Annotated in this window: 20 protein-coding genes, 1 tRNA gene and 1 pseudogene; 16 read left to right on the top strand and 6 right to left on the bottom strand. The window is 61.4% G+C overall.

Annotation, left to right across the window (positions count from 1 at the left end; translation table 11 throughout):
* Positions 1-18 precede the first annotated feature (18 nt).
* The 3 genes from rplQ (at position 19) to bfr (ending at position 2,644) form a co-directional block, all read left to right on the top strand.
* The gene (gene rplQ, locus MOP87_RS18495; RefSeq protein WP_003255451.1) at positions 19-405 is read left to right on the top strand and encodes a 50S ribosomal protein L17; all 387 of its coding nucleotides are present in this window, start codon (positions 19-21) and stop codon (positions 403-405) included.
* Between the two features lie 171 nt (positions 406-576).
* Positions 577-2,016, top strand: coding sequence for a catalase (locus MOP87_RS18490; protein WP_197874202.1), 1,440 nt, complete (start codon positions 577-579; stop codon positions 2,014-2,016).
* Positions 2,017-2,179: 163 nt separating this feature from the next.
* A complete protein-coding gene (gene bfr / locus MOP87_RS18485; RefSeq protein ID WP_023534970.1) occupies positions 2,180-2,644 on the top strand; it encodes a bacterioferritin in 465 nt (154 codons plus the stop codon).
* Positions 2,645-2,739: 95 nt separating this feature from the next.
* On the opposite strand, the gene uvrA is transcribed toward bfr, so the two are convergent.
* Positions 2,740-5,574: an excinuclease ABC subunit UvrA gene (gene uvrA / locus MOP87_RS18480; protein ID WP_028687678.1), complete on the bottom strand. Its 2,835-nt coding sequence runs from the start codon at positions 5,572-5,574 to the stop codon at positions 2,740-2,742.
* A 129-nt stretch (positions 5,575-5,703) separates the two neighbouring features.
* On the opposite strand from uvrA, the gene MOP87_RS18475 reads away from it, so the two are divergent.
* The 3 genes from MOP87_RS18475 (at position 5,704) to MOP87_RS18465 (ending at position 8,322) form a co-directional block, all read left to right on the top strand.
* Positions 5,704-7,098, top strand: coding sequence for an MFS transporter (locus MOP87_RS18475; RefSeq protein ID WP_023534992.1), 1,395 nt, complete (start codon positions 5,704-5,706; stop codon positions 7,096-7,098).
* A 9-nt stretch (positions 7,099-7,107) separates the two neighbouring features.
* On the top strand, positions 7,108-7,659 hold the full coding sequence (locus tag MOP87_RS18470; protein WP_023534972.1) for a single-stranded DNA-binding protein: 552 nt from the start codon (positions 7,108-7,110) through the stop codon (positions 7,657-7,659).
* 216 nt (positions 7,660-7,875) lie between these two features.
* Positions 7,876-8,322, top strand: coding sequence for a hypothetical protein (locus MOP87_RS18465; RefSeq protein ID WP_110607346.1), 447 nt, complete (start codon positions 7,876-7,878; stop codon positions 8,320-8,322).
* Between the two features lie 4 nt (positions 8,323-8,326).
* Here MOP87_RS18465 and MOP87_RS18460 read toward each other — a convergent pair.
* Positions 8,327-8,680: pseudogene (locus MOP87_RS18460) on the bottom strand (transposase); the annotation flags it as partial.
* A gap of 165 nt (positions 8,681-8,845) precedes the next feature.
* Between MOP87_RS18460 and fdnG the strand changes: the two are divergent.
* The 7 genes from fdnG (at position 8,846) to MOP87_RS18425 (ending at position 18,046) form a co-directional block, all read left to right on the top strand.
* Positions 8,846-11,914: a formate dehydrogenase-N subunit alpha gene (gene fdnG, locus MOP87_RS18455; protein ID WP_140174981.1), complete on the top strand. Its 3,069-nt coding sequence runs from the start codon at positions 8,846-8,848 to the stop codon at positions 11,912-11,914.
* Positions 11,914-12,864: a formate dehydrogenase subunit beta gene (fdxH, locus tag MOP87_RS18450; RefSeq protein ID WP_028687677.1), complete on the top strand. Its 951-nt coding sequence runs from the start codon at positions 11,914-11,916 to the stop codon at positions 12,862-12,864. The genes fdnG and fdxH overlap by 1 nt, the downstream gene beginning before the upstream one ends.
* Positions 12,861-13,517, top strand: coding sequence for a formate dehydrogenase subunit gamma (locus tag MOP87_RS18445; RefSeq protein WP_023534961.1), 657 nt, complete (start codon positions 12,861-12,863; stop codon positions 13,515-13,517). Before fdxH ends, MOP87_RS18445 begins: the two co-directional genes overlap by 4 nt.
* A 4-nt stretch (positions 13,518-13,521) precedes the next feature.
* Positions 13,522-14,442, top strand: a complete 921-nt coding sequence (gene fdhE / locus MOP87_RS18440) for a formate dehydrogenase accessory protein FdhE (RefSeq protein ID WP_027915111.1) — start codon at positions 13,522-13,524, stop codon at positions 14,440-14,442.
* 155 nt (positions 14,443-14,597) lie between these two features.
* Positions 14,598-16,025, top strand: coding sequence for an L-seryl-tRNA(Sec) selenium transferase (gene selA, locus MOP87_RS18435; RefSeq protein WP_242809889.1), 1,428 nt, complete (start codon positions 14,598-14,600; stop codon positions 16,023-16,025).
* Positions 16,022-17,929: a selenocysteine-specific translation elongation factor gene (selB, locus tag MOP87_RS18430; protein ID WP_242810558.1), complete on the top strand. Its 1,908-nt coding sequence runs from the start codon at positions 16,022-16,024 to the stop codon at positions 17,927-17,929. Before selA ends, selB begins: the two co-directional genes overlap by 4 nt.
* Positions 17,930-17,950: 21 nt before the next feature.
* Positions 17,951-18,046 (top strand) — tRNA-Sec (locus MOP87_RS18425).
* Between the two features lie 3 nt (positions 18,047-18,049).
* Here MOP87_RS18425 and MOP87_RS18420 read toward each other — a convergent pair.
* Complete coding sequence (locus MOP87_RS18420; RefSeq protein ID WP_145280807.1) at positions 18,050-19,036, bottom strand: asparaginase; 987 nt, start codon at positions 19,034-19,036, stop codon at positions 18,050-18,052.
* Positions 19,037-19,170: 134 nt separating this feature from the next.
* Entirely contained in the window at positions 19,171-20,613 is a 1,443-nt protein-coding gene (locus MOP87_RS18415) for an alanine/glycine:cation symporter family protein (protein ID WP_059183593.1), read from the bottom strand.
* Positions 20,614-20,791: 178 nt separating this feature from the next.
* Here MOP87_RS18415 and MOP87_RS18410 point away from each other — a divergent pair, with 178 nt between their 5' ends.
* From MOP87_RS18410 to MOP87_RS18400, 3 genes are all read left to right on the top strand, one after another.
* Complete coding sequence (locus tag MOP87_RS18410) at positions 20,792-21,601, top strand: helix-turn-helix transcriptional regulator (RefSeq protein ID WP_028687672.1); 810 nt, start codon at positions 20,792-20,794, stop codon at positions 21,599-21,601.
* Between the two features lie 149 nt (positions 21,602-21,750).
* The gene (locus MOP87_RS18405; RefSeq protein ID WP_033695074.1) at positions 21,751-22,635 is read left to right on the top strand and encodes a sugar nucleotide-binding protein; all 885 of its coding nucleotides are present in this window, start codon (positions 21,751-21,753) and stop codon (positions 22,633-22,635) included.
* On the top strand, positions 22,628-23,563 hold the full coding sequence (locus MOP87_RS18400) for an NAD-dependent epimerase/dehydratase family protein (protein ID WP_242809888.1): 936 nt from the start codon (positions 22,628-22,630) through the stop codon (positions 23,561-23,563). Before MOP87_RS18405 ends, MOP87_RS18400 begins: the two co-directional genes overlap by 8 nt.
* 88 nt (positions 23,564-23,651) lie before the next feature.
* Here MOP87_RS18400 and MOP87_RS18395 read toward each other — a convergent pair whose 3' ends face one another.
* Positions 23,652-24,335, bottom strand: a complete 684-nt coding sequence (locus MOP87_RS18395) for an OmpW family outer membrane protein (RefSeq protein WP_023534960.1) — start codon at positions 24,333-24,335, stop codon at positions 23,652-23,654.
* A 108-nt stretch (positions 24,336-24,443) separates the two neighbouring features.
* Positions 24,444-24,929, bottom strand: coding sequence for a DUF3299 domain-containing protein (locus MOP87_RS18390; protein ID WP_033695077.1), 486 nt, complete (start codon positions 24,927-24,929; stop codon positions 24,444-24,446).
* Positions 24,930-24,970: the final 41 nt, after the last annotated feature.

The following is a 24,970-nucleotide window of genomic DNA, read 5'->3' as shown; positions in this document are numbered from 1 at the left end:
TTTGGTAAGGAATGAATCATGCGTCATCGTAAAAGTGGACGTCACCTGAGCCGCACCAGCTCTCACCGCAAGGCTATGTTCCAGAACATGGCAGTGTCGTTGATCGAGCACGAGCTGATCAAAACCACCCTGCCGAAAGCCAAGGAACTGCGTCGCGTTGCCGAGCCGCTGATCACCCTGGCCAAGGAAGACAGCGTTGCCAACCGTCGTCTGGCCTTCGACCGTACCCGTTCGAAGTCCGCTGTTGGTAAACTGTTCAACGATCTGGGCAAGCGCTACGCCACCCGTCAGGGCGGTTACCTGCGCATCCTGAAGTGCGGTTTCCGCGCTGGCGACAACGCGCCAATGGCGTACGTCGAGCTGGTTGATCGTCCAGTCGGTGGTGCTGTAGAAGCTGCCGAGTAAGACGTTTTGTCTGCTACAAAGAACCGGGCCTAGTGCCCGGTTTTTTGTATTTCAGGTTATTAAAACTATCTATCACAGTCAGTAATTCAATAAATTTCCAGGTAGGGCTAATTCTGCTGATAATCCTCTCAAGCCGATAAACAGGCATTTGAGACTGATCGAGGAGAGCCCATGAGCAAAACGCTTACTACCGCCAGCGGTGCCCCTGTAGCGGATAACCAGAACTCCCGTACCGCAGGTCAACGCGGTCCATTGCTGCTCGATGACTTCCACCTGATCGAGAAGCTGGCGCATTTCAACCGCGAAAACATTCCTGAGCGACGTGTGCATGCCAAAGGCTCTGGTGCCTACGGTACGTTCACGGTGACGCGCGACATTACTCACCTCACCAGTGCGAAACTGTTTGAGCAAATTGGCAAGCAGACCGAAACGTTTTTGCGATTTTCCACGGTAGGTGGGGAGCGTGGCTCGGCCGACACAGAGCGTGACCCACGAGGGTTTGCGGTCAAGTTCTATACGGAAGAAGGCAACTGGGACATCGTCGGCAATAACACGCCGGTGTTCTTCATCCGTGATCCACTGAAGTTTCCAGACTTCATTCACACGCAAAAACGCCATCCTCAGACCAATCTGAAGAATGCCCAAATGATGTGGGACTTCTGGTCTCATTCGCCGGAAGCGCTGCACCAGGTCACGATCTTGTTTTCGGACCGCGGTATCCCCGACGGTTATCGGCATATGCACGGCTTCGGCAGTCATACCTACAGCTTGATCAGCGCCGACGGTCAGCGTACGTGGGTCAAATGGCACTTCAAGACCCAGCAGGGCATCAAGAACCTGGCGCCTGCTGAAGCTGCGCGTCTGGCCGGCACCGATCCGGATTACGCCCAGCGCGACCTGTACCAGGCCATCGAGCGTGGCGACCACCCGCGCTGGACGGTGTGCATTCAGGTCATGGCTGAAGCAGAGGCCGCGAACCGTTCCGAAAATCCGTTCGACGTGACCAAGACCTGGTCGCAGAAAGATTACCCGCTGATCGAAGTGGGTGTACTGGAGCTCAACCGCAACCCACTGAACTACTTCGCCGAAGTCGAGCAGGCTGCATTCGGTCCGAGCAACATGGTGCCTGGGGTGGGGCTGTCACCTGATCGCATGCTGCAAGGCCGCGTGTTCGCCTATGCCGATGCGCACCGCTATCGGGTAGGCACCAACCATCAGCAATTGCCGGTGAATGCCCCCCGGTGTGCTGTCAACAGCTACCAGCGTGATGGCTCGATGGCGCTGGGTACCTACGGTGGGGCACCCAATTATGAGCCCAACAGCTACGCGGATGCTCCCAAGCAATCGCCGCGTCATGGTGAGCCTGGGCTTGCGCTGAATGGTTTGGCCGACCGGTATGATCATCGCGAGGACACCGATTACTTCAGCCACGCGGGCGCCCTGTTCCGGCTGATGAGCCAGGCGCAGCAGGAGCTACTGGTCAACAACATTGCGGGGGCCATGTCCGGAGTTACCGACGATGTCATCCAGCGTCAATTGCAATACTTCTTCAAAGCCGATCCCGCTTACGGGGCAGGTGTCGCAAAGGCGCTTGGGATGAATATCGCCTAAGTCGAAGTGATAAGAATAACCGCCCTCATTTGGGCGGTTTTTCAATGAATATCACTACCGTTTGCCCGATTTTTTCCAGTGAGTCGCGCGGTTTTCAGTGACCAAGCGCACAAGGTGGTTCACACTATGCGGCATACACGCTTTCACATGGAGAACCCCGGCGATGCAAGGCCACCCAGACGTCATCAATTACCTCGTCATGCTGCTGAAGGGCGAACTGGCTGCACGTGACCAGTACTTCATTCATTCGCGCATGTACGAAGACTGGGGCCTGACCAAGCTCTACGAGCGCATCAACCATGAGATGGAAGAAGAGGCGCAGCACGCTGACGCTTTGATGCGCCGCATTCTCATGCTCGAGGGCACCCCGGACATGCGTGCGGACGATCTCGAAGTGGGAACCACTGTCCCTGAAATGATCGAAGCGGATTTGAAGCTCGAATACAAAGTGCGAGCGGCGCTTTGCAAGGGGATCGAGTTGTGCGAACTGCACAAGGATTATGTGAGCCGTGACATTCTGCGCGCGCAATTGGCCGATACCGAGGAAGATCACACCTATTGGCTCGAGAAGCAGCAAGGCTTGATCAAGGCGATCGGTCTGCAGAATTACCTGCAATCACAGATGTAATGCTTCGATTGCATTGTGCTTGGGCCTTGTAGTGGCTCTAGCATGAAAGCGATGAGCCGATAAGAAAGGGGCGCCTAGGCGCCCCTTCACGTTCATCACGCTCGGTCTCGCTCTAGCAGAGGCTTGAGGTAGTGCCCGGTGTAGGATTGTTTCATCTTGCTCAGTTCCTCGGGCGTACCGCATGCGATGATCTGCCCACCCTTTGAGCCGCCCTCTGGCCCGAGGTCCACCAGCCAATCGGCTGTCTTGATGACGTCCAGGTTGTGCTCGATGACCACCACGGTGTTGCCATGGTCACGAAGCCGGTGCAGAACGTCCAGCAGCTGCTGGATATCGGCGAAGTGCAGGCCCGTAGTAGGCTCGTCCAGGATATACAAGGTCTTACCGGTATCGCGCTTGGACAGCTCCCGTGACAGCTTCACGCGCTGGGCTTCGCCCCCCGAAAGCGTCGTCGCCGATTGACCTAGCTTGATGTAGGAAAGCCCTACGTCCATCAGGGTTTGGAGCTTGCGCGCCAATGCAGGCACCGCATCGAAGAACTCACGCGCATCCTCGATGGTCATTTCCAGCACCTCGTGGATGTTCTTGCCCTTGTACTTGATCTCCAGGGTTTCGCGGTTGTAGCGCTTGCTCTTGCACACATCGCAAGGCACGTAGATGTCCGGGAGGAAATGCATTTCCACCTTGATCAGGCCGTCGCCCTGGCACGCTTCGCAGCGCCCGCCTTTCACGTTGAACGAGAACCGGCCTGGGCCATACCCGCGCGAGCGTGATTCAGGCACCCCAGAGAACAGCTCGCGGATCGGCGTGAAGATCCCTGTGTAGGTGGCAGGGTTGGACCGGGGGGTGCGGCCAATGGGGCTCTGGTCGATATCCACCACCTTGTCCAGGTGCTGCAACCCGTCCATGCTGGCATGGGGCGCCGCTTCCAGGCTGCTCGCGCCGTTCAGGGCGGTGGCTGCGAGCGGGAACAGGGTGTTGTTGATGAGCGTGGACTTGCCGGAGCCTGAGACGCCGGTCACGCAGGTCAGCAGCCCGATGGGGATTTCCAGATCGACGTTCTGAAGGTTGTTGCCACGTGCGCCCTTGAGCTTGAGCTGCAGCTTTTTGTCGCGCGGTGTGCGCTTGGCAGGGACCACGATCTTTCTACGGCCGGACAGGTACTGGCCGGTTACGGAGTCCGGGTGGTCCATGACTTCCTGAGGTGTACCCTCAGCGACGATCTTGCCGCCATGCACGCCGGCCCCTGGCCCAATGTCCACCACGTAGTCGGCCAGGCGGATCGCATCCTCGTCATGCTCGACGACGATTACCGTGTTGCCCAGATCACGCAGGTGATTGAGGGTGGCGAGCAAGCGATCGTTGTCGCGCTGATGAAGGCCAATGGACGGCTCGTCCAGGATATACATCACCCCCACCAAGCCTGCCCCGATCTGGCTGGCGAGGCGGATGCGCTGAGCCTCACCACCGGACAGGGTTTCTGCGCTACGGTCAAGGGTGAGGTAATCCAGGCCCACGTTCACCAGGAACTGCAACCGTTCGCAGATTTCCTTGAGAATCTTGGCCGCGATTTCGCCACGGCGACCGGTCAGGGTCAGCGTGCTGAAGTAGCCACTGGCGTCACCGATCGGCATATTGGCGACCGCCGGCAGCGTCTTCTCACCGACCCACACATGACGCGCCTCGCGCCGCAGCCGCGTGCCACGGCAGTCCGGGCACGGCTGGGTGCCCAGGTACTTGGCCAGTTCCTCGCGTACGGTATTGGACTCGGTTTCGCGGTAGCGGCGTTCCAGGTTGGGGATGATCCCTTCGAACGGGTGCGAGCGCTTGACGATGTCACCCCGGTCGTTGAGGTACTTGAAGTCCACGCTGTGCTTGCCGCTGCCTTGCAGGATCACCTTCTGATGCTCCGGCGCAAGCTCGCCGAATGCTTCGTCCAGGCTGAAGTCATAATGCGCAGCCAGCGACCCCAGCATCTGGAAGTAGTAGACGTTACGGCGATCCCACCCGCGAATGGCGCCTTCGGCCAAGGTCAGTTCCGCATTGACCAGGCGCTTGGTATCGAAATACTGCTTAACGCCCAGGCCATCACAGGTCGGGCAGGCACCGGCCGGGTTGTTGAACGAGAACAGCTTGGGTTCCAGTTCGCTGATCGCATGACCGCAAATGGGGCAGGCAAAGCGCGCCGAAAAAATGGTCTCTTCGCCTTTCTCGTCGTCCATGGGAGCGATCAGCGCGATACCATCCGCCAGCTTCAACGCGGTCTCGAACGACTCGGCCAATCGCTGCTGAAGATCGGCACGCACTTTGAAACGATCGACCACCACATCGATACTGTGCTTTTTCTGCTTGTCCAGCTTGGGCAACTCGTCCAGTTCGTAGAGTTTGCCGTTGACGCGGGCGCGGACGAAGCCTTGGGCGCGCAGCTCGTCGAACACCGCCAGGTGCTCACCCTTGCGCTCACGGATGACCGGGGCCAGGAGCATCAACTTGCTGCCTTCCGGGCGCTCCAGTACCAGGTCGACCATCTGGCTGACCGTTTGCGCTTCCAGTGGTATGTCATGGTCTGGGCAGCGGGGTGTCCCGACCCTGGCGTACAGCAGGCGCAAGTAGTCGTAGATCTCGGTGATGGTGCCGACGGTGGAGCGGGGGTTGTGTGAGGTGGATTTCTGTTCGATGGAAATGGCCGGTGACAGCCCTTCGATGGTATCGACGTCAGGCTTTTCCATCATCGAGAGGAACTGGCGGGCATACGCCGACAGCGATTCCACATAACGACGCTGGCCCTCGGCGTACAGCGTATCGAAGGCCAGGGATGACTTGCCCGAGCCCGACAGGCCGGTAATGACGATGAGCTTGTCCCGGGGCAGGGTCAGGTCGATGTTCTTCAGGTTGTGGGTACGTGCCCCACGAATCAGGATCTTGTCCACTGCGGCCTCGCTCGGCGGGCATAAACGAAGAATTATACGGCGCCCTGCCAGTACGCGGCAAAGCGTCGCGTAGATGCCGTCAAGCTGTCGGACTGATAGAATCGCCGCCGGTTCACACGAGATTAATCCATGCACGACACCCACAACGAGCGCATGAGCGGCAATGAAACCCGCGCCGCCGGCGGTCTGGCTCTGGTCTTCGCTTTTCGTATGCTGGGCATGTTCATGGTCTTGCCGGTCCTGGCCACCTATGGCATGGACCTGGCCGGCGCCACGCCCGCGCTGATTGGCCTGGCCATTGGCGCCTATGGCCTCACCCAGGCCGTGTTGCAGATTCCCTTCGGGATGATTTCAGACCGCATCGGCCGTCGACCCGTCATCTACCTGGGCTTGATCGTGTTTGCCCTGGGCAGCGTCCTGGCAGCCCAGGCCGATTCCATCTGGGGCATCATCGCAGGGCGCATCCTGCAAGGGGCCGGCGCCATTTCGGCGGCGGTGATGGCGCTGCTGTCGGACCTCACCCGGGAACAGCACCGCACCAAGGCCATGGCCATGATCGGGATGAGCATTGGTCTTTCCTTTGCAGTGGCAATGGTCGTCGGGCCTTTGCTGACAAGTGCCTTTGGCTTGTCAGGATTGTTCCTTGCAACGGCCGGCTTGGCCTTGGTTGGCATCGCGTTGATTGCCTTCGTGGTACCTGCCACGCACAACATTCTGCAGCATCGCGAATCGGGCGTTGCGCGTCAGGCCATCGGCCCGACCCTGCGTCACCCGGACCTTCTACGGCTGGATGTGAGCATCTTCATCCTGCATGCCATTCTCATGGCCAGCTTCGTCGCGCTGCCTCTGGCCTTCGTCGAGCGCGGCGGACTGCCCAAGGAACAACACTGGTGGGTCTACCTGACCGCGCTGTTCGTCTCATTTTTTGCAATGGTACCGTTCATCATCTACGGCGAAAAAAAGCGCAAGATGAAACGTGTGCTGGCAGGGGCCGTCAGCGTATTGCTGTTGGTCGAGCTATTCTTCTGGCAGTGGGCTGACGGTTTGCGCGGACTGGTGATCGGCACCGTGGTATTCTTCACCGCATTCAACCTGCTGGAGGCTTCGTTGCCTTCGCTGGTCAGCAAGGTGTCGCCAGCAGGTGGCAAGGGAACGGCGATGGGGGTGTACTCCACCAGCCAGTTTCTCGGTGCTGCGCTAGGGGGCATCCTGGGTGGCTGGCTGTTCCAGCATGGTGGGCTGAACACCGTGTTCCTTGGCTGCGCGATACTGTGTGCCATCTGGTTGGCCGTTGCCTTGAGCATGAACGAGCCACCGTATGTGACCAGCTTGCGCATGCCTTTGTCGCCGGAGGCCGCCAAGGATGCTGGCCTGGCTGCACGGTTGATGGCCGTGCCCGGCGTGACCGACGCCGTTGTGGTCTCGGAAGAATCAGCCGTCTATATCAAACTGGATACGAAAATTTTGGACCGTACGACCCTGGAGCGCCTGATCAATCCGGCCTCAGCGGCGTGCGAAGCCTAGGAGAACGTTATGGCCCGTGGGGTTAACAAAGTCATTCTGGTCGGTACCTGTGGCCAGGATCCCGAAGTCCGCTACCTGCCCAACGGTAATGCCGTGACCAACCTGAGCCTGGCAACCAGCGAGCAATGGACCGACAAGCAGTCGGGCCAGAAGGTCGAGCGTACCGAATGGCACCGTGTGTCGCTGTTCGGCAAGGTTGCTGAGATTGCCGGCGAGTACCTGCGCAAAGGTTCGCAGTGCTACATCGAAGGCAAGCTGCAGACCCGTGAGTGGGAAAAAGACGGCATCAAGCGCTACACCACTGAAATCATCGTTGACATCAACGGCACCATGCAGCTGCTGGGCGGCCGTCCGCAGAACCAGCAAGGCGGCGGCGACCCGTACAACCAGGGTGGCGGTAACAACTACAACCAAGGTGGCGGTCAGCAGCAACAGTACAACCAGCAACCTGCGCGCCAGCAGGCCCCGCGCCCGCAACAGCAACAGCGCCCGGCGCCGCAGCAGCCAGCGCCGCAACCGGCGGCTGACTTCGACAGCTTTGATGATGATATTCCGTTCTGATTTGAACGGTAGGGCATCGCGCTACAGTAAAAACCCGGGGCAATTGCTCCGGGTTTTTTATACTTGGGGCATGGTCAACTATTAAGTTTGTTGGCGAGTAAGAACAGTGCTCAATGAACTTTCTCCTTCTGCCGTAGGGTCTTTCCCAAGTTTGCATGACACCGACTATGCAGTGCCAATATTGCTTAGTATCTCAGCTTTGACAAGGAGAGGCTCATGCAATCAGGAACTGAACAGCGGGAGATAAAACTGACAGCGTCGACTGGGGACTATCACGTTTCGGGGTTCAGCGAAGACTACGCGGCATATCTCAAGAGTCGCGATAGAGGTGCTGAATATTCTGGCTGGTTCGTGATGGCGGTAGGTATCATCATCGCCTTGGTGGGCTTCGGTACGCTCGTTCTAGGCCCTGAAACGATTACGTACAACAGAGTGGCAGGCCCTACCTTGCTGCAGTACATACAGATGTACCCTGGGCCAATATTCAGTGTGGGTGGCGTCCTGTTTGCAATTGGTACCCGACTTCACGCCAGCAGCGAGGTCAGCCAGGAAGCGTTTCTACTGTCACGTTACAAGTTCATTGCTCCGGACGGCACATACGTCAATGACGACGTTAAACTTAGTTACTTGGGAGATGACAATTTTTCTATAACTACCCAATGATCTTTCAACTGACCACGCGGCCACTGCGGGGGCTACTGTCCGTCTCAATATCTGAGCGCCAGGTAGGGTACGGAGAAAGGCAACGTAAACACCGCATGGAGCAAGTCAGTGAGACCATCACGGCATGACTTCTGCGAGCTTGTCGAGACCCGTTCCAAGGGGGCGATCTTTTTTCAGCCAGCCGAACATGCGCTCGATGGACATGGTGTTGTCGGTATTTGCGCCGGTCGAACAACCTGGGCAAACCCGGCTTAGGCTTGCGCTTCATCGAGCGCTTCGGAATGACGGGCTGTATGCGGCACCGGTCGAAGTACTGACGCAACGCTTGTGCGTCATAGCCTTTGTCGGCGAGCAGCCACGTGCTGAGATGTATGATCTATCTTCAGCCTACCTGACCCACGTCATCGCACCTTTTCGATTCCTTGCTAGTCTTACCTGTTGGCGGTCATCAAACCGCCGTCACCGTGACTACCAAGAGGCGCCGGCCATGTTCCGTGCGTCCAAATCTGATCAGGAGTGCACGATGGATCTCAACCGTCGGCAATTCTTCAAGGTCGCCGCCGTCGGCCTTGGAGGCTCGAGCCTTGCGGCGCTGGGCATGGCCCCAACGCCTGCGTTCGCCGAGCAAGTGCGCCACTTCAAGCTGGCGCATACCAAAGAAACCCGTAACACCTGCCCCTACTGCTCGGTCGGCTGCGGCTTGATCCTGTACAGCCAGGGTGATGCAGGCAAGAACGTCAAGCAGAACATCATCCACATCGAAGGTGACGCCGACCATCCGGTGAACCGCGGCACCCTTTGCCCCAAAGGCGCAGGTTTGCTCGACTTCATCCACAGTCCAAGCCGTCTCAAGTACCCCGAGGTGCGCAAGCCGGGTAGCAACGAGTGGGTACGCGTCAGCTGGGACGAAGCGCTCGATCGCGTGGCCGCCTTGATGAAGGAAGATCGCGACGCGAACTTCATCGAGAAAAATGCCCAGGGGCAGACGGTCAACCGCTGGCTCACCACCGGTTTTCTTGCCGCTTCCGCCGCCTCCAGCGAGGCCGGCTACCTGACTCACAAGGTTGTTCGCGCAACAGGCATGCTGGGGTTCGATAACCAAGCACGTGTCTGACATGGCCCGACGGTGGCAAGTCTTGCCCCGACGTACGGCCGTGGCGCCATGACCAACCACTGGTCCGATATCGCCAACGCGAATCTGGTCCTTGTGATGGGTGGCAACGCAGCAGAAGCGCATCCGTGCGGCTTCAAATGGGTGACCGAGGCCAAGGCGCACAACAAGGCGCGGCTGATCGTGGTCGACCCAAGGTTTACCCGTACCGCTTCGGTGGCCGATTACTACGCGCCCATCCGCACCGGTACCGACATCGCGTTCATGGGCGGGTTGATCAATTACCTGCTGAGCAATGACAAGATCCAGCACGAATATGTGCGCAATTACACCGACGTATCCTTCATCGTCAAGGACACCTATGGCTTCGAGGATGGCCTGTTCAGCGGCTATGACGAGAGCAAGCGCATTTATGCCGACAAGTCGGGCTGGGGTTACGAGCTGGGCGAGGACGGTTTTGCCAAGGTAGACCCGACACTTCAGCACCCACGCTGTGTGTTCCAGCTGATGAAGCAGCACTACAGCCGCTACACCCCAGAATTGGCGAGCATGACCTGTGGCATGCCGCAGGACGCCATGATGAAGGTTTGGGAAGAGATCGCCACCTGCTCGGCGCCGGGCAAGACCATGACGATCCTGTATGCGCTGGGGTGGACGCAACATTCGATCGGCGCGCAGATCATCCGCAGCGCGGCGATGGTGCAGCTGTTGTTGGGCAACGTGGGCATGCCAGGTGGGGGCGTGAATGCCTTGCGGGGTCACTCCAACATTCAGGGCCTGACCGACCTGGGGTTGCTGTCCAACTCGCTGCCGGGTTACCTGACACTTGCCGGCGACGCCGAGCAGGACTACGCCGCGTTCATCGACAAGCGTGCGTCCAAGCCGCTGCGCCCGGGGCAGCTGTCCTACTGGCAGAACTACGGCAAGTTCCACGTCAGCCTCATGAAAGCCTGGTACGGCCCCAACGCCACTGCCGACAACAACTGGGGCTACGATTGGCTGCCCAAGCTCGACGTGCCTGCCTACGACGTGCTGCGCATGTTCGAGATGATGAGCCAAGGCAAGGTCAACGGCTACATGTGCCAAGGTTTCAACCCGATTGCCGCCCTCCCTGATAAGAACCGCGTGACCGCGGCACTGGCCAAGCTCAAGTGGTTGGTAGTCATGGACCCGCTGGCCACTGAGACGTCCGAGTTCTGGCGCAACGTGGGGCCGTTCAACGATGTGGACACGGCCGGTATCCAGACCGAGGTGATCCGCCTGCCCACCACCTGCTTCGCTGAAGAGGACGGCTCGCTGGTCAACAGCAGCCGCTGGCTGCAATGGCACTGGAAGGGCGCCGACGGCCCGGGTGAAACCCGCACTGACGTGCAGATCATGAGCGAGCTGTTCCTGCGCTTGCGTCAGCGTTACCAGAAGGAAGGGGGAACCTACCCCGATCCTCTGCTGAACATCCACTGGCCCTACAAGATCGCCGAAGAGCCGTCACCTGAGGAGCTGGCGAAGGAGATGAACGGCTGGGCCGTGACGGACTTCACCGACCCGACCGGTGCGACCGTCAAGTCCGGTCAGCAACTGTCGGGCTTCGGCCAGCTCAAGGATGACGGCAGCACGGCTTCGGGCTGCTGGATCTTCGCCGGTTGCTGGACCGAGCAGGGCAACCAGATGGCGCGCCGCGACAACAGCGACCCCTACGGCATGCACCAGGTCCAGAACTGGGCGTGGGCGTGGCCGGCCAACCGACGCATTCTCTATAACCGTGCTTCCAGCGACCCGCAGGGCAAGCCTTGGGATCCGGAGAAGAAGCGTCTGGTCTGGTGGAACGGCAAGGCGTGGGGCGGGACCGACGTGCCTGATTTCAAGGTCGATTCGCCGCCGGAAGCGGGCATGAACCCATTCATCATGAACCCCGAGGGTGTGGCGCGTTTCTTCGCCATCGACAAGATGGCCGAAGGGCCGTTCCCCGAGCATTACGAGCCTTTCGAAACACCGATTGGCATCAACCCCCTGCACCCGAACAACAAGAAGGTCGTCAGCAACCCGGCAGGCCGCATCTTCGATTCGGTGTGGGAAACCTTGGGCACACATGATGAATTCCCCTACGCGGCCACCACCTATCGCCTGACCGAGCATTTCCACTTCTGGAGCAAGCATTGCCGGCTCAACGCCATTGCCCAGCCTGAGCAGTTCGTCGAGATTGGTGAAGTCCTGGCCAATGAAAAAGGCATCAAGGCAGGCGACAGGGTGCGTGTATCGAGCAAGCGCGGGCATATCGATGCGGTTGCGGTAGTGACCAAGCGGATACGTCCGCTGCAGGTCAACAACCAGACGGTGCATCAGATCGGCATCCCGCTGCACTGGGGCTTTACCGGGTCCACGCGGCACGGGTACCTGACCAACACCCTGGTTCCGTTCCTGGGTGATGGTAATACCCAGACACCGGAGTCCAAGTCGTTCCTCGTCAAAGTGGAGAAACTCTGATGGCCAGCCAAGACATCATCGCCCGGTCGGCCACCACCACAGTGCCGCCTTCGGTACGCGAGCAGGAGCAGGTGGCCAAGCTGATCGACACCACCAAGTGCATCGGCTGCAAGGCCTGCCAGGTGGCGTGTTCGGAATGGAACGAGTTGCGTGACGAGGTTGGGCACAACCACGGGACCTACGACAACCCTCAGGACCTGAGCGCCGAAACCTGGACATTGATGCGCTTCACCGAGCACGAGCGCGACGACGGCAACCTGGAGTGGCTCATCCGCAAGGATGGCTGCATGCACTGCGCAGATCCCGGTTGCCTGAAGGCGTGCCCAAGCCCAGGTGCGATCATCAAGCACGCCAACGGCATCGTCGACTTCAACCAGGACCATTGCATAGGCTGCGGCTACTGCATCACCGGCTGCCCGTTCAATATCCCGCGCATTTCCCAGAAGGATCACAAGGCCTACAAGTGCACGCTGTGTTCCGACCGTGTCAGCGTAGGGCTGGAGCCAGCTTGCGTTAAAACCTGCCCGACCGGCGCCATCGTTTTCGGCAGCAAGGACGAGATGAAGGTGCATGCCGATGAACGCATCGTCGACCTCAAGTCCCGAGGCTACGAGAACGCTGGGCTGTATGACCCCGACGGGGTAGGGGGCACCCATGTGATGTATGTATTGCACCATGCCGACACACCTAAGCTGTATGCCGGGCTCCCGGACCAGCCGGTGATCAGCCCGCTGGTGGGGCTGTGGAAGGGCTTCACCAAGCCGCTGGCCTTGCTGGCCATGGGGGCGGCGGTGCTGGCCGGCTTCTTCCACTACGTACGGGTCGGGCCGCAACGTGTCGAGGAGGACGAGCAGCCTGTAGCGTCCGACACCAGCGTGCACCAAGTCGACCCGGCAGTGCATGTGTTCGATCCGAACAAGCCTGATGGGCAAGGGGAGCAGCGGCCATGAACGACAACAAGCCTATCCTGCGTTACAACGCCAACGAGCGCAGCAACCACTGGATAGTGGCGATCCTGTTCTTTCTGGCGGGCCTGTCGGGGCTGGCGCTGTTTCATCCCGCCTTGTTCTGGCTAAGCAATCTGTTCGGCGGCGGTCCATGGACACGCATCCTGCACCCGTTCCTAGGTGTGGCGATGTTCGTTTTCTTCCTGGGCCTGGTGGTGCGTTTCTGGCGTGCCAACTTCATTACAGCCAACGACCGCCTGTGGTTGCGCAGAATCGATCGGGTCATGCGCAATCAGGAGGACGGTGTGCCTGCCATCGGCAAGTACAATGCCGGCCAGAAACTGCTGTTCTGGACGCTGCTAGTGTGCATGCTGATCCTGATGGTCAGTGGCGTGGTGATCTGGCGTGCTTACTTCAGTCACTACTTCGACATCGGCGCCATACGCCTGGCCACCTTGCTACACGCCTTCGCGGCGTTCGTGCTGGTGCTCAGCATCATCGTGCACATCTACGCCGGCATCTGGATCAAGGGGTCGGTAGGCGCCATGCTGCATGGCTGGGTCAGCCGGGCCTGGGCGCGCAAGCACCATGAACTGTGGTATCGCGACGTGACCGGTGACAAAACGCCGACCGAGCACCGACGAAAAGAAGGATGAACGCTTGAGTACCGTACTTGAACCTGGGCAGATCGAAGCGTCGGCCGTCATGCCGCCGTTTCTGCACCTGCCACCAGGCAACCTCTTCGACGTGCGAGCGGCTCGCCTGGAGCGCTTGGCCCAGGGCCACGCCATGGGCGACTACCTGCTGTTGATCGCGCGGCTTTGCCGCATCCAACAGCAGCTTGTGGATAACCCGCCGAGTGCGCTGCCTGTTGCCGAGGACCGTCAGCGTCTGTGCATAAGTCACGGGCTGCCGCCCCTGGCTGCTGACAGCCTTGTGCGCGAAGGCGCATGGCTGGCGTGGTTGCAGGCGCTGCTCGATCATTTCGATGAGTCGGGCCAAGGGCCCCTGCAAGATGCACTGCACAGGCTGCGCATCAGTGACGATACCCAGCGCAAAGGTTGGGCAATTGCCCTGCTCAGCGGCCAGTACGATGCCGTGCCCCCTGCACTGGTGCCGTTCGTGGGCGCAGCCTTGCAGGCGGCCTGGTCAAGCTGGTTGCTGGCGCTGCCAAGCACCGAACTCAAGCCCGCTGCCAGCCTTGCCCAATGCCCGGCATGCGGCTCGCCGGCCATGGCGGGCGTGGTACGCAACCGTGGCAAGCACAACGGCTTGCGTTACCTTGCCTGTTCGTTGTGCGCCTGTGAGTGGCACGTGGTGCGGGTCAAGTGCGTGTACTGCGACTCCAGCAAAGACCTGCGCTACAGCGCGCTCGACGATGACCGTCACGGACCCGGCAAGGCACCGCTGCGTGCCGAGTGTTGCCCAGGGTGCAACAGCTACCTCAAGCAGCACTACCTGGAAAACGACGCAGCAGCCGAAGCGTTGGCCGACGACTTGGCCAGCCTGGCCCTGGACATGCGCCTGGACGAGGAGGGGTACCATCGTCTGGCACCCAACCTGATGGTCTCGCCCGGCTAGCGGTTGATTGTCTACACTGTGAGACCGAGTTGCCTTGCCCAGGCAAGCGTCCTTGACACGGGTTTCGAAGGTTCCCGGACCTGCGGATGCCTGCGTTACCGTCGCTTGCCTGCCACAAGGCCAGCAGACAATGGACCCGTCCAAGGTAGTACCGCATGCCCTCCAGCTTAGCCAGCGTCACGCCTCGCCTGCCTTCCATCGATACACTCCTGCGCCACACCGCCTGTCTTGCGTTCATCGAGCGTTACGGCCGTGAAGCTGTTCTGTCGACCTTGCGCCACTTGCTGAATGATCTGCGCGACCTTGTCCGCAATGGCCAGCTGAATGCTGCCGAGGTGGCGCCGGAGGTACTGCTGGGCCGCGCCGGCGAGCGCCTCGACGTCCAGCAACGCAGCCAGGTTCGCCGCGTGTTCAACCTCACCGGCACGGTGTTGCACACCAATCTGGGCCGCGCCTTGCTGCCCGAAGAAGCCATCGAGGCCATGGAGTGCGCAGCGCGCTACCCGCTGAACCTCGAGTTCGACTTGAGCACGGGCAAGCGCGGTGATCGCGATGACCTGATCGAAGGGTTGATTCGCGAACTGACAGGCGCCGAGGCCGTCACCGTGGTGAACAACAATGCAGCCGCTGTGTTGCTGGCGCTCAACAGCTTGGGCGCCCGCAAGGAAGGCATCATCTCCCGTGGCGAGCTGATCGAGATCGGGGGCGCCTTCCGGATACCCGACATCATGGCCCGGGCCGGCGTCAGGCTGCACGAGATCGGCACCACCAACCGCACCCACGCCCGCGACTACGAGGCGGCCATCAGCCCGCGCACTGGGTTGCTGATGCGCGTGCACTGCAGCAATTACAGCATCCAGGGCTTTACCACCCAGGTACCCACCCTGGAGCTGGCCCGCATTGCCCGTCAGCACAACCTGCCGCTACTCGAGGACCTGGGCAGTGGCAGCCTGCTGGACCTCACGCGCTGGGGGCTACCCGCCGAACCGACGGTGCGCCAGGCACTGAGCGATGGCGCCGACATTGTCACCTTCAGTGGTGACAAACTGCTGGGCGGTCCGCAGGCAGGGATCATCGTCGGGCGTAAGGACTTGATCGCCAGGATCAAGAAGAACCCGCTCAAGCGCGCCCTGCGCGTGGACAAGATCACCTTGGCCGCCCTGGAGGCCGTGTTGGCGCTGTACCGCAACCCTGATCGCCTGGCCGAGCGCCTGCCCAGCCTGCGCCTGCTCACGCGTGCCCAGGCGGAGATTCACACCCAGGCCCTGCGCGTGGCGCCCGCGATGCAAGCCTGCCTGGGCGAGCAGTGGCGCGTCAGCGTAGAGCCGACGCTGGGCATGATCGGCAGCGGCAGCCAGCCTGTCGCCCGCTTGCCCAGCGCCGCCTTGTGCCTGCGTCCACAGGTGTCCAAGCGGCTGCGCGGGCGCAGCTTGCATGCTTTGGAGCGAGCGCTGCGTGAATTACCGGTGCCTGTGCTTGGGCGCATCGACGACGATGCGTTGTGGCTGGACTTGCGCCAGCTGGACGATGAACCCCAATGGCTGGCGCAGCTGCCAAGCCTGCAGTTGGGGGCCTTGCAGTGATCGTCGGTACCGCCGGGCACATCGATCACGGCAAGACGGCGCTGCTGCAGGCGCTCACCGGCCAAGCCGGGGACCAGCGTCAGGAGGAACAGGCCCGCGGCATGACCATCGACCTGGGTTATCGCTACGCGTCGCTGGCCGAGGAGGCGCCACTGACTGGCTTCATCGACGTGCCGGGCCACGAGCGGTTTGTCCACAACATGCTGGCCGGTGCCCACGGCATCGACCTGGTATTGCTGGTGGTGGCGGCAGACGATGGCGTCATGCCGCAGACCCGCGAGCACCTGGCGATCATCGAACTGTTGGGCATTCCCCAGGCGCTGGTGGCCATCAGCAAGTGCGACCGGGTCGAGCCCGCACGCGTGGAAGCGGTGAAGCAGCAAGTCAGCCAACTGCTGGCGCCTGGCCCGTATGCCGATGCGCTGCACTTTCCCGTATCCAGTACCGTTGGTACCGGCATCGACGCCTTGCGCCAGGCCCTGCTGGCGGCAGCGCCCCATGCCCGCCGTCGCAGTGTGGCCGGAGGCTTTCGTCTTGCCGTGGACCGGGCGTTCGCCGTTACGGGCGCGGGGGTAGTGGTGACCGGCACGGCGCTGGCGGGGCGTGTAACTGCGGGCGACACGTTGCTGCTTGGCAAGGCCGGCAAACCGGTGAGGGTGCGTGGGTTGCATGCCCAGAATCAGCCCGCGCTGGTGGCCGAGGCAGGGCAACGTGTGGCGCTCAACATCGTCGCCGAGCGCCTGGCGGTGGACCAGATACGCCGGGGCGATTGGCTGGTGCCGCAGTGGTTGCACGCGCCCAGCACACGCATCGATATCACCTTGAGCCTGCTGCCCGGCCAAGCCCGTGCCTTCGAGCATTTCAGTGCAGTGCACGTGCACCTGGGTACCCAGGACGTGACAGCCAGGGTGGCTTTGCTCGAGGGGCAGAGTTTGGCGGCGGGGCAGCGCATGTTCGCACAGTTGCTGCTCAACGCCCCGTTGCAAGCGGTGCATGGCGACCGTCTGGTGCTGCGCGATCAGCGCGCTCAGTACACGCTGGGCGGCGGCACGGTCCTGGACCCGTTCGCCCCCAGTCGTCAACGCCGCAGCGTCGAAAGGCTGCAACAGTTGCAGGTGCTGCGCGACTGTACAGGTCTTGAGCAGGCCTTGCCGGGTTTGCTGGCCAGCGCACCGGGTGGGCTAGATCCACAGCGCCTGGAGCGGCAGTTCAATCGCCTGCGTGACAGCTGGCAGTTACCCGACGACGTACTCGTGATCGCCACCCGCCAAGGCCAGTTGTTGTTCGCTGCAAGCCAGTGGCAGGCGCTCAAGCAACGTGTGCTGGCCCAGTTGGCGGCCTTTCACGAGCAGGAGCCCGATCAATTGGGCCCGGACCGTGACAGGCTGCGCCGTTTCGCGGCGTTGCCACTGGACAGGCCGGGGTTCGTCAGTTTGCTCGAGCAGTTGCTGGCCGAAGGCGCCGTAGCCGGCAGCGGCCCCTGGCTGCATTTGCCTGATCATCAGGTTCAGCTCAGTGCCGCGGATGAGGCGCTCTGGGCGCGCCTGCAGCCAAGGTTGCAGGCTGGCGCTTACGATCCGCCTTGGGTAAGGACATTGGCGAGCGAGGAAAAATGCGCCGAGGCCGATGTACGTCTGCTGCTGCGCAAGCTGGCGCGACTGGGGTTGGTGCATCAGGTGGTGCGGGACCTGTTCTACCCAGAGTCGACCCTACGCCGCATGGCAGAGCTGCTACAGCATCACATAGGTGACACGCCGGTAGTGCAGGTTGCTGCATTTCGCGATATGTTGGGCATCGGTCGCAAGCGCAGTGTGCAGATTCTGGAATATTTCGACCGCATCGGTCTGACCCGCAGGGTCGGCGATCAGCGGTACATTCGCAGTGACAGTGCCCTGGCCCGCTAGCAGGCCAGGCACCGATTTCAAGGAAGGCAATCGCGCCCGGTGGCGCGGCCGGGCTTCAAACCCGGTTGGGGACGGCATCCGTTCCCGGGCAGGTTCGACTCCCGCTGCCTTCCGCCACTTCTAGCGTTCGCCGCACAAGTCCAGGGCAAACCAGTGCTCGGCCTCTTTCACGTCCAGCCCGGCACCCAGCAGCGCGAACATCTTGCCAAGGGCCGCCTCCCGCGTCATGCCGCCCCCGCTGACCAGGCCTGCTGCCCGCAGGCGGCTACCGGCAGCATAGGTATCGAAGACCACATCGCCTTCCGGGCACTGGGAAATGGCCACCAACATGACGCCACGCTGGCGTGCTGCACGCAAGGTGTCGAGCAGCGCCTGATCATCGGACGGCCCAGTGCCGCTGCCATAGCATTCCAGCAACAAGCCCTGCACGCCGCTGCCGAGCAAAGCCTCCAGATGACCTGCCTGCAAGCCAGGGAACACCGGCACTACCGCAAGGTTCACGCGCTCACGGGGCTGCTGGTAACCCAAGTGCGCCGGCAAGGGGGCTACGTGCTCACTCTGGCGATGGCGCGGCAAGGCCGCAAAGGCATCGAACGCTTCGCTGCGCAGCTTCGAGGCGCGGCAACCGTGCAGCAGCTTGCCCGCGAAGTACAGTTGCACACCCGCTTCGAGGGGATGATCGAACTGGCGCAGTGCGCCGCACAGGTTGTCCCAGGCGTCGCTGCCAGGTGCCCCTGCCGGCAGCATCGAGCCGGTCAGCAGGATGGGAACCGGCAGCCCCAGCAACAGGAACGACAGTGCCGCTGCACTGTAGGCCAGGGTGTCGGTGCCATGCAGCACCAGTACCGCATCATGGCCACGGACACGCACGGCATCGACGATCGCATCACGCATCGCCAGCCAGTTGTGCTGCTGCATGTTGGCACTGTCGAGCAGTGGGTCCAGTTCCTGGAGTGTCCAGGTGACTTCGGGGGCGTCTGCCATCATGGCGAAGTGATCGCGCATGCGGGACTCGAAGCCGCCGGATGGGGCCAGGCCTTCCGGCGTTTCGAGCATGCCGATGGTGCCACCGGTGTAGAGCACGAGGAGGTTCTTTACTGCGCGCATGGAAAGCGTCCGTAGCGATGAACGGGAAAGAAGAGCCGCGCTTTGCAGGGAAGGCTAGTGGGGCCGCAATGCGGCCCCTGGTGACTCAACCGACTGGCACAACCCTCGCTGGGGCGGCTGGCGATGTCAGCCTATCAGCGCAGCGGCTGAGCCTGGCCGACAGCTTTGTCAGCGGCTGTTTCCACCTGCGGGTTGGCAGGCCATGCAGTGCGGTCCAGGTCCAGGTCGGCGAACTTGGCCGAATCGAACACAGGCTGCTTGATGCCAGCCTTGCGCTGGTCATCGTAGTCGCGCATCACACGCAGGCCGACCTTGAACAGCAGGGCCAAGGCCATCAGGTTGACGAAGGCCAGGCACGTCATGGTGATGTCAGCGAAGGCGAACACGGTGGTCAGGTCCTGCATGGAGCCCCACACGACCAGCGCCAGCACCAAGGCACGGAAGCCCATCAATACTGCCCGGTTACGGGTGAGGAACTGCAGGCTGTTCTCACCCAGGTAGTAGTTGTAGAGGATGCAGGTGAACACGAACAGCGACAGGGCCACGCTGACGAAGATACGGCCCCAGTCGCCTACCACGGCAGCCAGCGAGTTCTGGGTCAGGACAATGCCATCGCCCTCGAAGCCAGGGGTGTAGAAGCCCGACAGCAGGATCAGCAGCGCGGTGCAGGTGCAGATCACGAACGTATCCAGGAACACGCTGAACGCCTGTACCACACCCTGGGCACCTGGGTGCTTCACGGCTGCGACGGCGGCCACGTTCGGTGCGCTGCCAAGGCCGGCTTCGTTGGCGAATACGCCACGCTTCACGCCCATGACGATGGCGCTGCCCAGCAGGCCGCCAAACGCCGGGTCAAGACCGAAAGCGCTCTTGAAGATGGTTTCGAGCATGGCCGGCACGTGTTCGATCTGGGTACCGATCACGTACAGGGTCACGCCGATGTAGGCCAGGGTCTTGATCGGTACGAGCAGGTCGGACACCGCCGCGATGCGCTTGATGCCACCAATGAAGGTGATGGCCAACAGCACTGCCAGCACGATGCCGGTGTGGCGCGGGTCGAAGTGGAAGGCGTTTTGCAGCGAGTGGGTCACGGTGTACGACTGCAGGCCGATGAAAGCGAAGCCATAGGTGACCAGCAGCAGAATCGAGAAGACGATCGCCATGCCCTTGTACTTCAGGCCATGCTGAATGTAGTAGGCCGGGCCGCCACGGTACAGGCCGTCGCCGTCGGCGCGCTTGTACACCTGGGCCAGGGTACATTCGAAGAAGCTGCTCGACATGCCCACCAGCGCGGTGACCCACATCCAGAACACGGCACCTGGGCCGCCCAGCGTCACGGCGATGCCGACACCTGCAATGTTACCGGCGCCCACGCGGCCGGCCAGGCTCAGCATCAGGGCCTGGAATGAACTCAGTTGGCCTGCCTGGCCACGCAGCGATTCCTTGAATACGCTAAACATGTGTACGAAGTGGCGGAACTGGACGAACCGGGAACGGAGGGTGAAGTAGCTACCCAGCCCCACGATCAGCACGATGAGCAGTTTCCCTGAGAGGAAATCGTTGAGTACTTCGAGCATTGGAAAATGACCTCGATTCTTATTCTTCGTGTGGAAAGACCAGCGGCCGGCAGGCGTACCGCTATTCGTTGGGGCGCATGGTTGGCCATGACAAGAGTCGTTACAATTTCGCGGTTTGGTCTTAATTGATGCGACTTGATGCTAAACTGGCGTCATTCGCGTCACGTAGGCCTTTGTCATGAGCGAGCATTTCGCTACCAATCTCAAGCTGGCTTGCAGCCACTACCGCTCTATCTCCGAAGTTTGCCGCCAACTGTCGATCAATCGCGCCCAGTTCAACAAATACCTGAGCGGCCAAAGCCGTCCGACGGCTTACAACCTCAAACGCATTGGCGATTTCTTCGGGGTGGAGGAATACGAGCTCGACCTGCCCGCCGATCAGTTTTCACGCTTGATCGGCGCGCGAGTGCCGTCTTCGGTCGAGCAAACCGGCGATCCGATCAGCGAGCTGTTTCGGCCTCTGCATGATCACGCGGGCAACCTGTCGCGTTACTGCGGGTATTACTTCGAGTACTCCAACTGCATGTCGGTGCCGGGTACGGTCCTGGTGTCGCTGGTGCATCTGTGGGAGGAGGGCGGTCGCTTCCTGTTCGAGCGCCAGGAGCGTCAGGAGCGGTCTACCGCGACAGACCAGCACGCCGAAGTGCGCTGTCGTTACCTGGGGGCTGCCTTCCAGTTGCAGGACCGGGTGTTCCTGATCGACTACGAATCGCTTACCTTCAACGAAATGAGCCAGACCATTCTCATCCCAAGCTTCAAGAGCCGTATCACCCGCCTCAATGGCCTCAAGGCCGGCGTGTCCAGCGGGGACCGGCGCAATCCTGCCTGTACCCGAGTGGTGTGGGAGTACCTGGGGCAAGAGATCAATCGCATCAACGCGTACCGCCAGGTGAAACTGTACCGGCCTGATGATCCACGCATAGATGAAGACATCCGCGAGCGGCTGGATGTGGGCCCGCTCAGGAATGGGTTGTTTGAAGTCGAGTAGGGGGAGCCGCGTCATGCGTGGTAGAGGATGAGGTCGGCCACGGCGCAACCTCCTCCGCCGCAATGATCATACGGCCCCACGTTGGACTTCCCCGCCCGGAAACCGCAAAATGGCCGCTTTCCCTTACAACCTCCGGATCTGCTGACTCTATGCGTATGCGCCTAATGCTGTTGGGTGGTGGCAATGCCCTCGGGCAAGCGCTGATTCGTCTTGGGGCCGAGGAGGACATCGCTTTCATGGCGCCGCGCCCTCCAGAGGAGGGCTGGGCGCCTGCCAGCCTCACCCAGTTGCTCGACGATCATCGCCCCGACGCCGTGGTCAACCTGGCGTATTACTTCGACTGGTTCCAGGCCGAGTCGGTCAGCGAGCAGCGTCTGGCGCTTCAGGAGCGCGCGGTGGAGCGGCTGGCAGAGTTGTGCCAGCACCACCAGATCACACTGGTCCAGCCCTCGAGCTACCGTGTGTTCGATGGCTCGCGTGCCACCGCCTACAGCGAGAAGGACGAGCCATTGCCGCTTGGCCTGCGTGGGCAGGCCCTCTGGCGTATCGAACAAAGCGTGCGTGCGGCCTGCCCGCAACATGTGCTGTTGCGCTTCGGTTGGGTGCTGGACGAAAGCATCGATGGCCTGCTTGGCCGTTTCCTGACGCGCGCCGAGCTCCCCCAGGAATTGCTGCTGGCCGATGATCGCCGTGGCAACCCGACACCCGTCGACGATGCGGCCAGGGTCATTCTCTCGGTGCTCAAGCAGCTGGACTGCAATTCGCCGCTGTGGGGGACCTACCACTACGCCGGGAACGAAGCGACCACCCCCGTGGCGCTAGGCCAGGCGATTCTCGCCGAGGCCGGCCAGCATCGTCAGCTCGCTGTACAGACGCCAACGCCGCAGGCTCATGCCGCGCGCCCGGATGCCAGCGAAGAGCCGCAGAACGCCGTGCTGGCCTGCAAGAAAATCCTTCATACCTTCGGTATCAAGCCCCGTGCCTGGCGTGCAGGCTTGCCGCCTCTTCTGGACCGGTTCTATCGCCATGGCTGATGCCCCCATCCTGATCACCGGCGGTGCCGGCTTCATCGGCTCCCACCTGAGTGACGCCTTGCTGGCGCGTGGCTACGCCGTGCGCATCGTCGACGACCTCTCCACGGGCAAGCGCGACAACCTGCAACTGGACCACCCCCTGCTTGAGCTTGTCGAGGGGGACGTTGCCGACGCCGAGCTGGTCCAGCGCGCTGCGGCGGGCTGCCAGGCCGTGGTGCACCTGGCTGCGGTGGCCTCGGTGCAGGCTTCGGTCGACGACCCGGTGCGCACGCACCAGAGCAATTTCATCGGCACGCTCAACGTGTGCGAAGCCATGCGTGTTCACGGGGTGCGCCGCGTGTTGTTCGCGTCCAGTGCAGCGGTCTACGGCAATAACGGTGAAGGCCAGTCCATCGCCGAAGACACACCCAAGGCGCCGCTGACACCGTATGCCGTGGACAAGCTGGCCAGCGAGCAGTACCTGGAGTTCTATCGGCGCCAGCATGGCCTTGAGCCTGTAATCTTCCGGTTCTTCAATATCTTCGGGCCGCGGCAGGATCCTTCCTCGCCCTATTCGGGCGTCATCAGCATCTTCAGCGAGCGTGCAGTGCAAGGCCAGCCAATCACCGTGTTCGGTGACGGCGAGCAGACGCGGGATTTCCTGTATGTAGGTGACCTGGTGCAGGTCATGGTGCAGGCGCTCGAACAAGCGCAGGTCGAGGAGGGGGCCGTGAACATCGGTCTCAACCAGGCCACGTCGCTGAACCAGATGCTCGCTGCGCTCCAGCAGGTGGTGGGCAGCTTGCCAGCAATCAGCTACACCACGCCGCGGTCGGGCGACATCCGCCATTCGCGTGCGGACAACAGGCGGTTGCTGGCTCGTTTCGACTTCCAGCGGGCCACCTCGATGGTGGAGGGGCTGGCCCGGTTGCTGGGCAAGCTCCGTTAGCAATCGAGGGGCGCTCTATTGGGCGTTCAGCAAGACGGTAACGAAAAAGGGGCGGCCTTGGCCGCCCCGTGCGTTTTGCAGCGGTCGATCAGAACTTGTAGCCCAGGCCGACCATGTAGACCCAAGGGTCCACGTCCACGTCGACCTTGGTCTTGCTATAACCCAAGGCGCTCGGGCCGTTCACGCTGGCCTTGGTGTCGATGTCCACGTACCAGACGGCGGCGTTGACCAGCAGGTTGTCGGTGATCATGTAATCCATGCCCAGCTGGCCGGCGAACCCGACCGAATCCTGCAGTTTCAGGTTGCTGAACCCTTGCTGCTTGCGGTTGCTGCTCAGGTCTTCATCGAAGAACAAGGTGTAGTTGATGCCCACGCCCGCATAAGGTTGGAACTTCGACGACGCCTCCATCGGGTAGTACTGCAACGAAAGGGTCGGCGGCAGCTGCTTGATGTCGGCCAGCTTGCCATCCAGCCCGCCGCCCAGCCCTTTCACGCCTACCGTGTGCTTGAACGGCGTGGCTGCCAGCAGTTCCAGGCCAACGTGGTCGGTGAGCATGTAGGCGAATGCCAGACCCAGCTGGGTATCGCTGTCCAGGGTCGCCTTGGTGCCTGCCACCTTGTTGCCGTCGAACTTCAGGTCGCTGCTGCTCTCGTTGGGCGCAGTGGTGATGGCGCCTGCACGTACGATGAAATCACCGGGCTGATACGCGTGCGCAGCCGGGGCGGCGAGTGCCAGGGCCACGAGTGAGGCACCGAGCAAGGACTTGTTCATGGAAGCTCCCAAAGGACGTTGATAATCGTGTAGTCCAATGGTACGGATGCGATTAAACAGAAAGTTTGACCCAGCTCAACGAAGCGTCTGCACCGGCCTTCGGAAGGCTCATCTGAGTTCGTAGGCGTAGATCTTCTCGGCTTCCATCTGGTAACCCGCCTCAGCCAGTTCGCTGCTCGAAGGTTTGACGTGCATCGTGCCCTCTATCCAGTAGGGCTGGTACAGATCCTCTACCCGTACGCCCATTTCACTGACGATGTGCACAATCTGGTTCGACGGGGGCGGGGGCACATGGATGCACGCGCCGTAGTACGGCACCAGCAGAAATTCGGTGGTGCGGCCTTGCTCATTGACTTCCAGCGGCACGATGTAGCCCGGCAGCTTGATCTGCTGGCCATCGAGGCTGTTCACCACCGGTGCACCGGGCGCCTGCTGGCGCGCGGCTGGGGCGGACTCGGCAGACAGCGCATCGCTGAGCTGCGACATGTCATGCAGGGGTGCCAGTTGCGGTGCGACGACCGGTGCGCCCTCTGGGATCAGGGCGGGCCAGTCGAGCTCCCGGGGCTGCGATGCCCACGCAGGCACCGCGAGCATCACGAGCAGCGAACAAAGCAGGCGCCGGGCGGAGCTGCTGA

The sequence above is a fragment of the Pseudomonas sp. I3-I5 genome (assembly GCF_022699445.1).
GTDB classification, from domain to species: domain Bacteria; phylum Pseudomonadota; class Gammaproteobacteria; order Pseudomonadales; family Pseudomonadaceae; genus Aquipseudomonas; species Aquipseudomonas fulva.
Note: the sequence above shows the minus strand (reverse complement) of the source record. Positions and strands in the feature narration are given on the sequence as shown.

What these genes read in the sequence shown, in the direction of transcription:
- rplQ (WP_003255451.1), top strand. Translation starts at nt 19, where the DNA reads ATGCGTCATCGTAAAAGTGGACGTCACCTGAGCCGCACCAGCTCTCAC.
- MOP87_RS18490 (WP_197874202.1), top strand. Translation starts at nt 577, where the DNA reads ATGAGCAAAACGCTTACTACCGCCAGCGGTGCCCCTGTAGCGGATAAC.
- bfr (WP_023534970.1), top strand. Translation starts at nt 2,180, where the DNA reads ATGCAAGGCCACCCAGACGTCATCAATTACCTCGTCATGCTGCTGAAG.
- MOP87_RS18475 (WP_023534992.1), top strand. Translation starts at nt 5,704, where the DNA reads ATGCACGACACCCACAACGAGCGCATGAGCGGCAATGAAACCCGCGCC.
- MOP87_RS18470 (WP_023534972.1), top strand. Translation starts at nt 7,108, where the DNA reads ATGGCCCGTGGGGTTAACAAAGTCATTCTGGTCGGTACCTGTGGCCAG.
- MOP87_RS18465 (WP_110607346.1), top strand. Translation starts at nt 7,876, where the DNA reads ATGCAATCAGGAACTGAACAGCGGGAGATAAAACTGACAGCGTCGACT.
- fdxH (WP_028687677.1), top strand. Translation starts at nt 11,914, where the DNA reads ATGGCCAGCCAAGACATCATCGCCCGGTCGGCCACCACCACAGTGCCG.
- MOP87_RS18445 (WP_023534961.1), top strand. Translation starts at nt 12,861, where the DNA reads ATGAACGACAACAAGCCTATCCTGCGTTACAACGCCAACGAGCGCAGC.
- selA (WP_242809889.1), top strand. Translation starts at nt 14,598, where the DNA reads ATGCCCTCCAGCTTAGCCAGCGTCACGCCTCGCCTGCCTTCCATCGAT.
- MOP87_RS18420 (WP_145280807.1), bottom strand. Translation starts at nt 19,036, where the DNA reads ATGCGCGCAGTAAAGAACCTCCTCGTGCTCTACACCGGTGGCACCATC.
- MOP87_RS18415 (WP_059183593.1), bottom strand. Translation starts at nt 20,613, where the DNA reads ATGCTCGAAGTACTCAACGATTTCCTCTCAGGGAAACTGCTCATCGTG.
- MOP87_RS18410 (WP_028687672.1), top strand. Translation starts at nt 20,792, where the DNA reads ATGAGCGAGCATTTCGCTACCAATCTCAAGCTGGCTTGCAGCCACTAC.
- MOP87_RS18405 (WP_033695074.1), top strand. Translation starts at nt 21,751, where the DNA reads ATGCGTATGCGCCTAATGCTGTTGGGTGGTGGCAATGCCCTCGGGCAA.
- MOP87_RS18400 (WP_242809888.1), top strand. Translation starts at nt 22,628, where the DNA reads ATGGCTGATGCCCCCATCCTGATCACCGGCGGTGCCGGCTTCATCGGC.
- MOP87_RS18395 (WP_023534960.1), bottom strand. Translation starts at nt 24,335, where the DNA reads ATGAACAAGTCCTTGCTCGGTGCCTCACTCGTGGCCCTGGCACTCGCC.
- MOP87_RS18390 (WP_033695077.1), bottom strand. Translation starts at nt 24,929, where the DNA reads ATGCTCGCGGTGCCTGCGTGGGCATCGCAGCCCCGGGAGCTCGACTGG.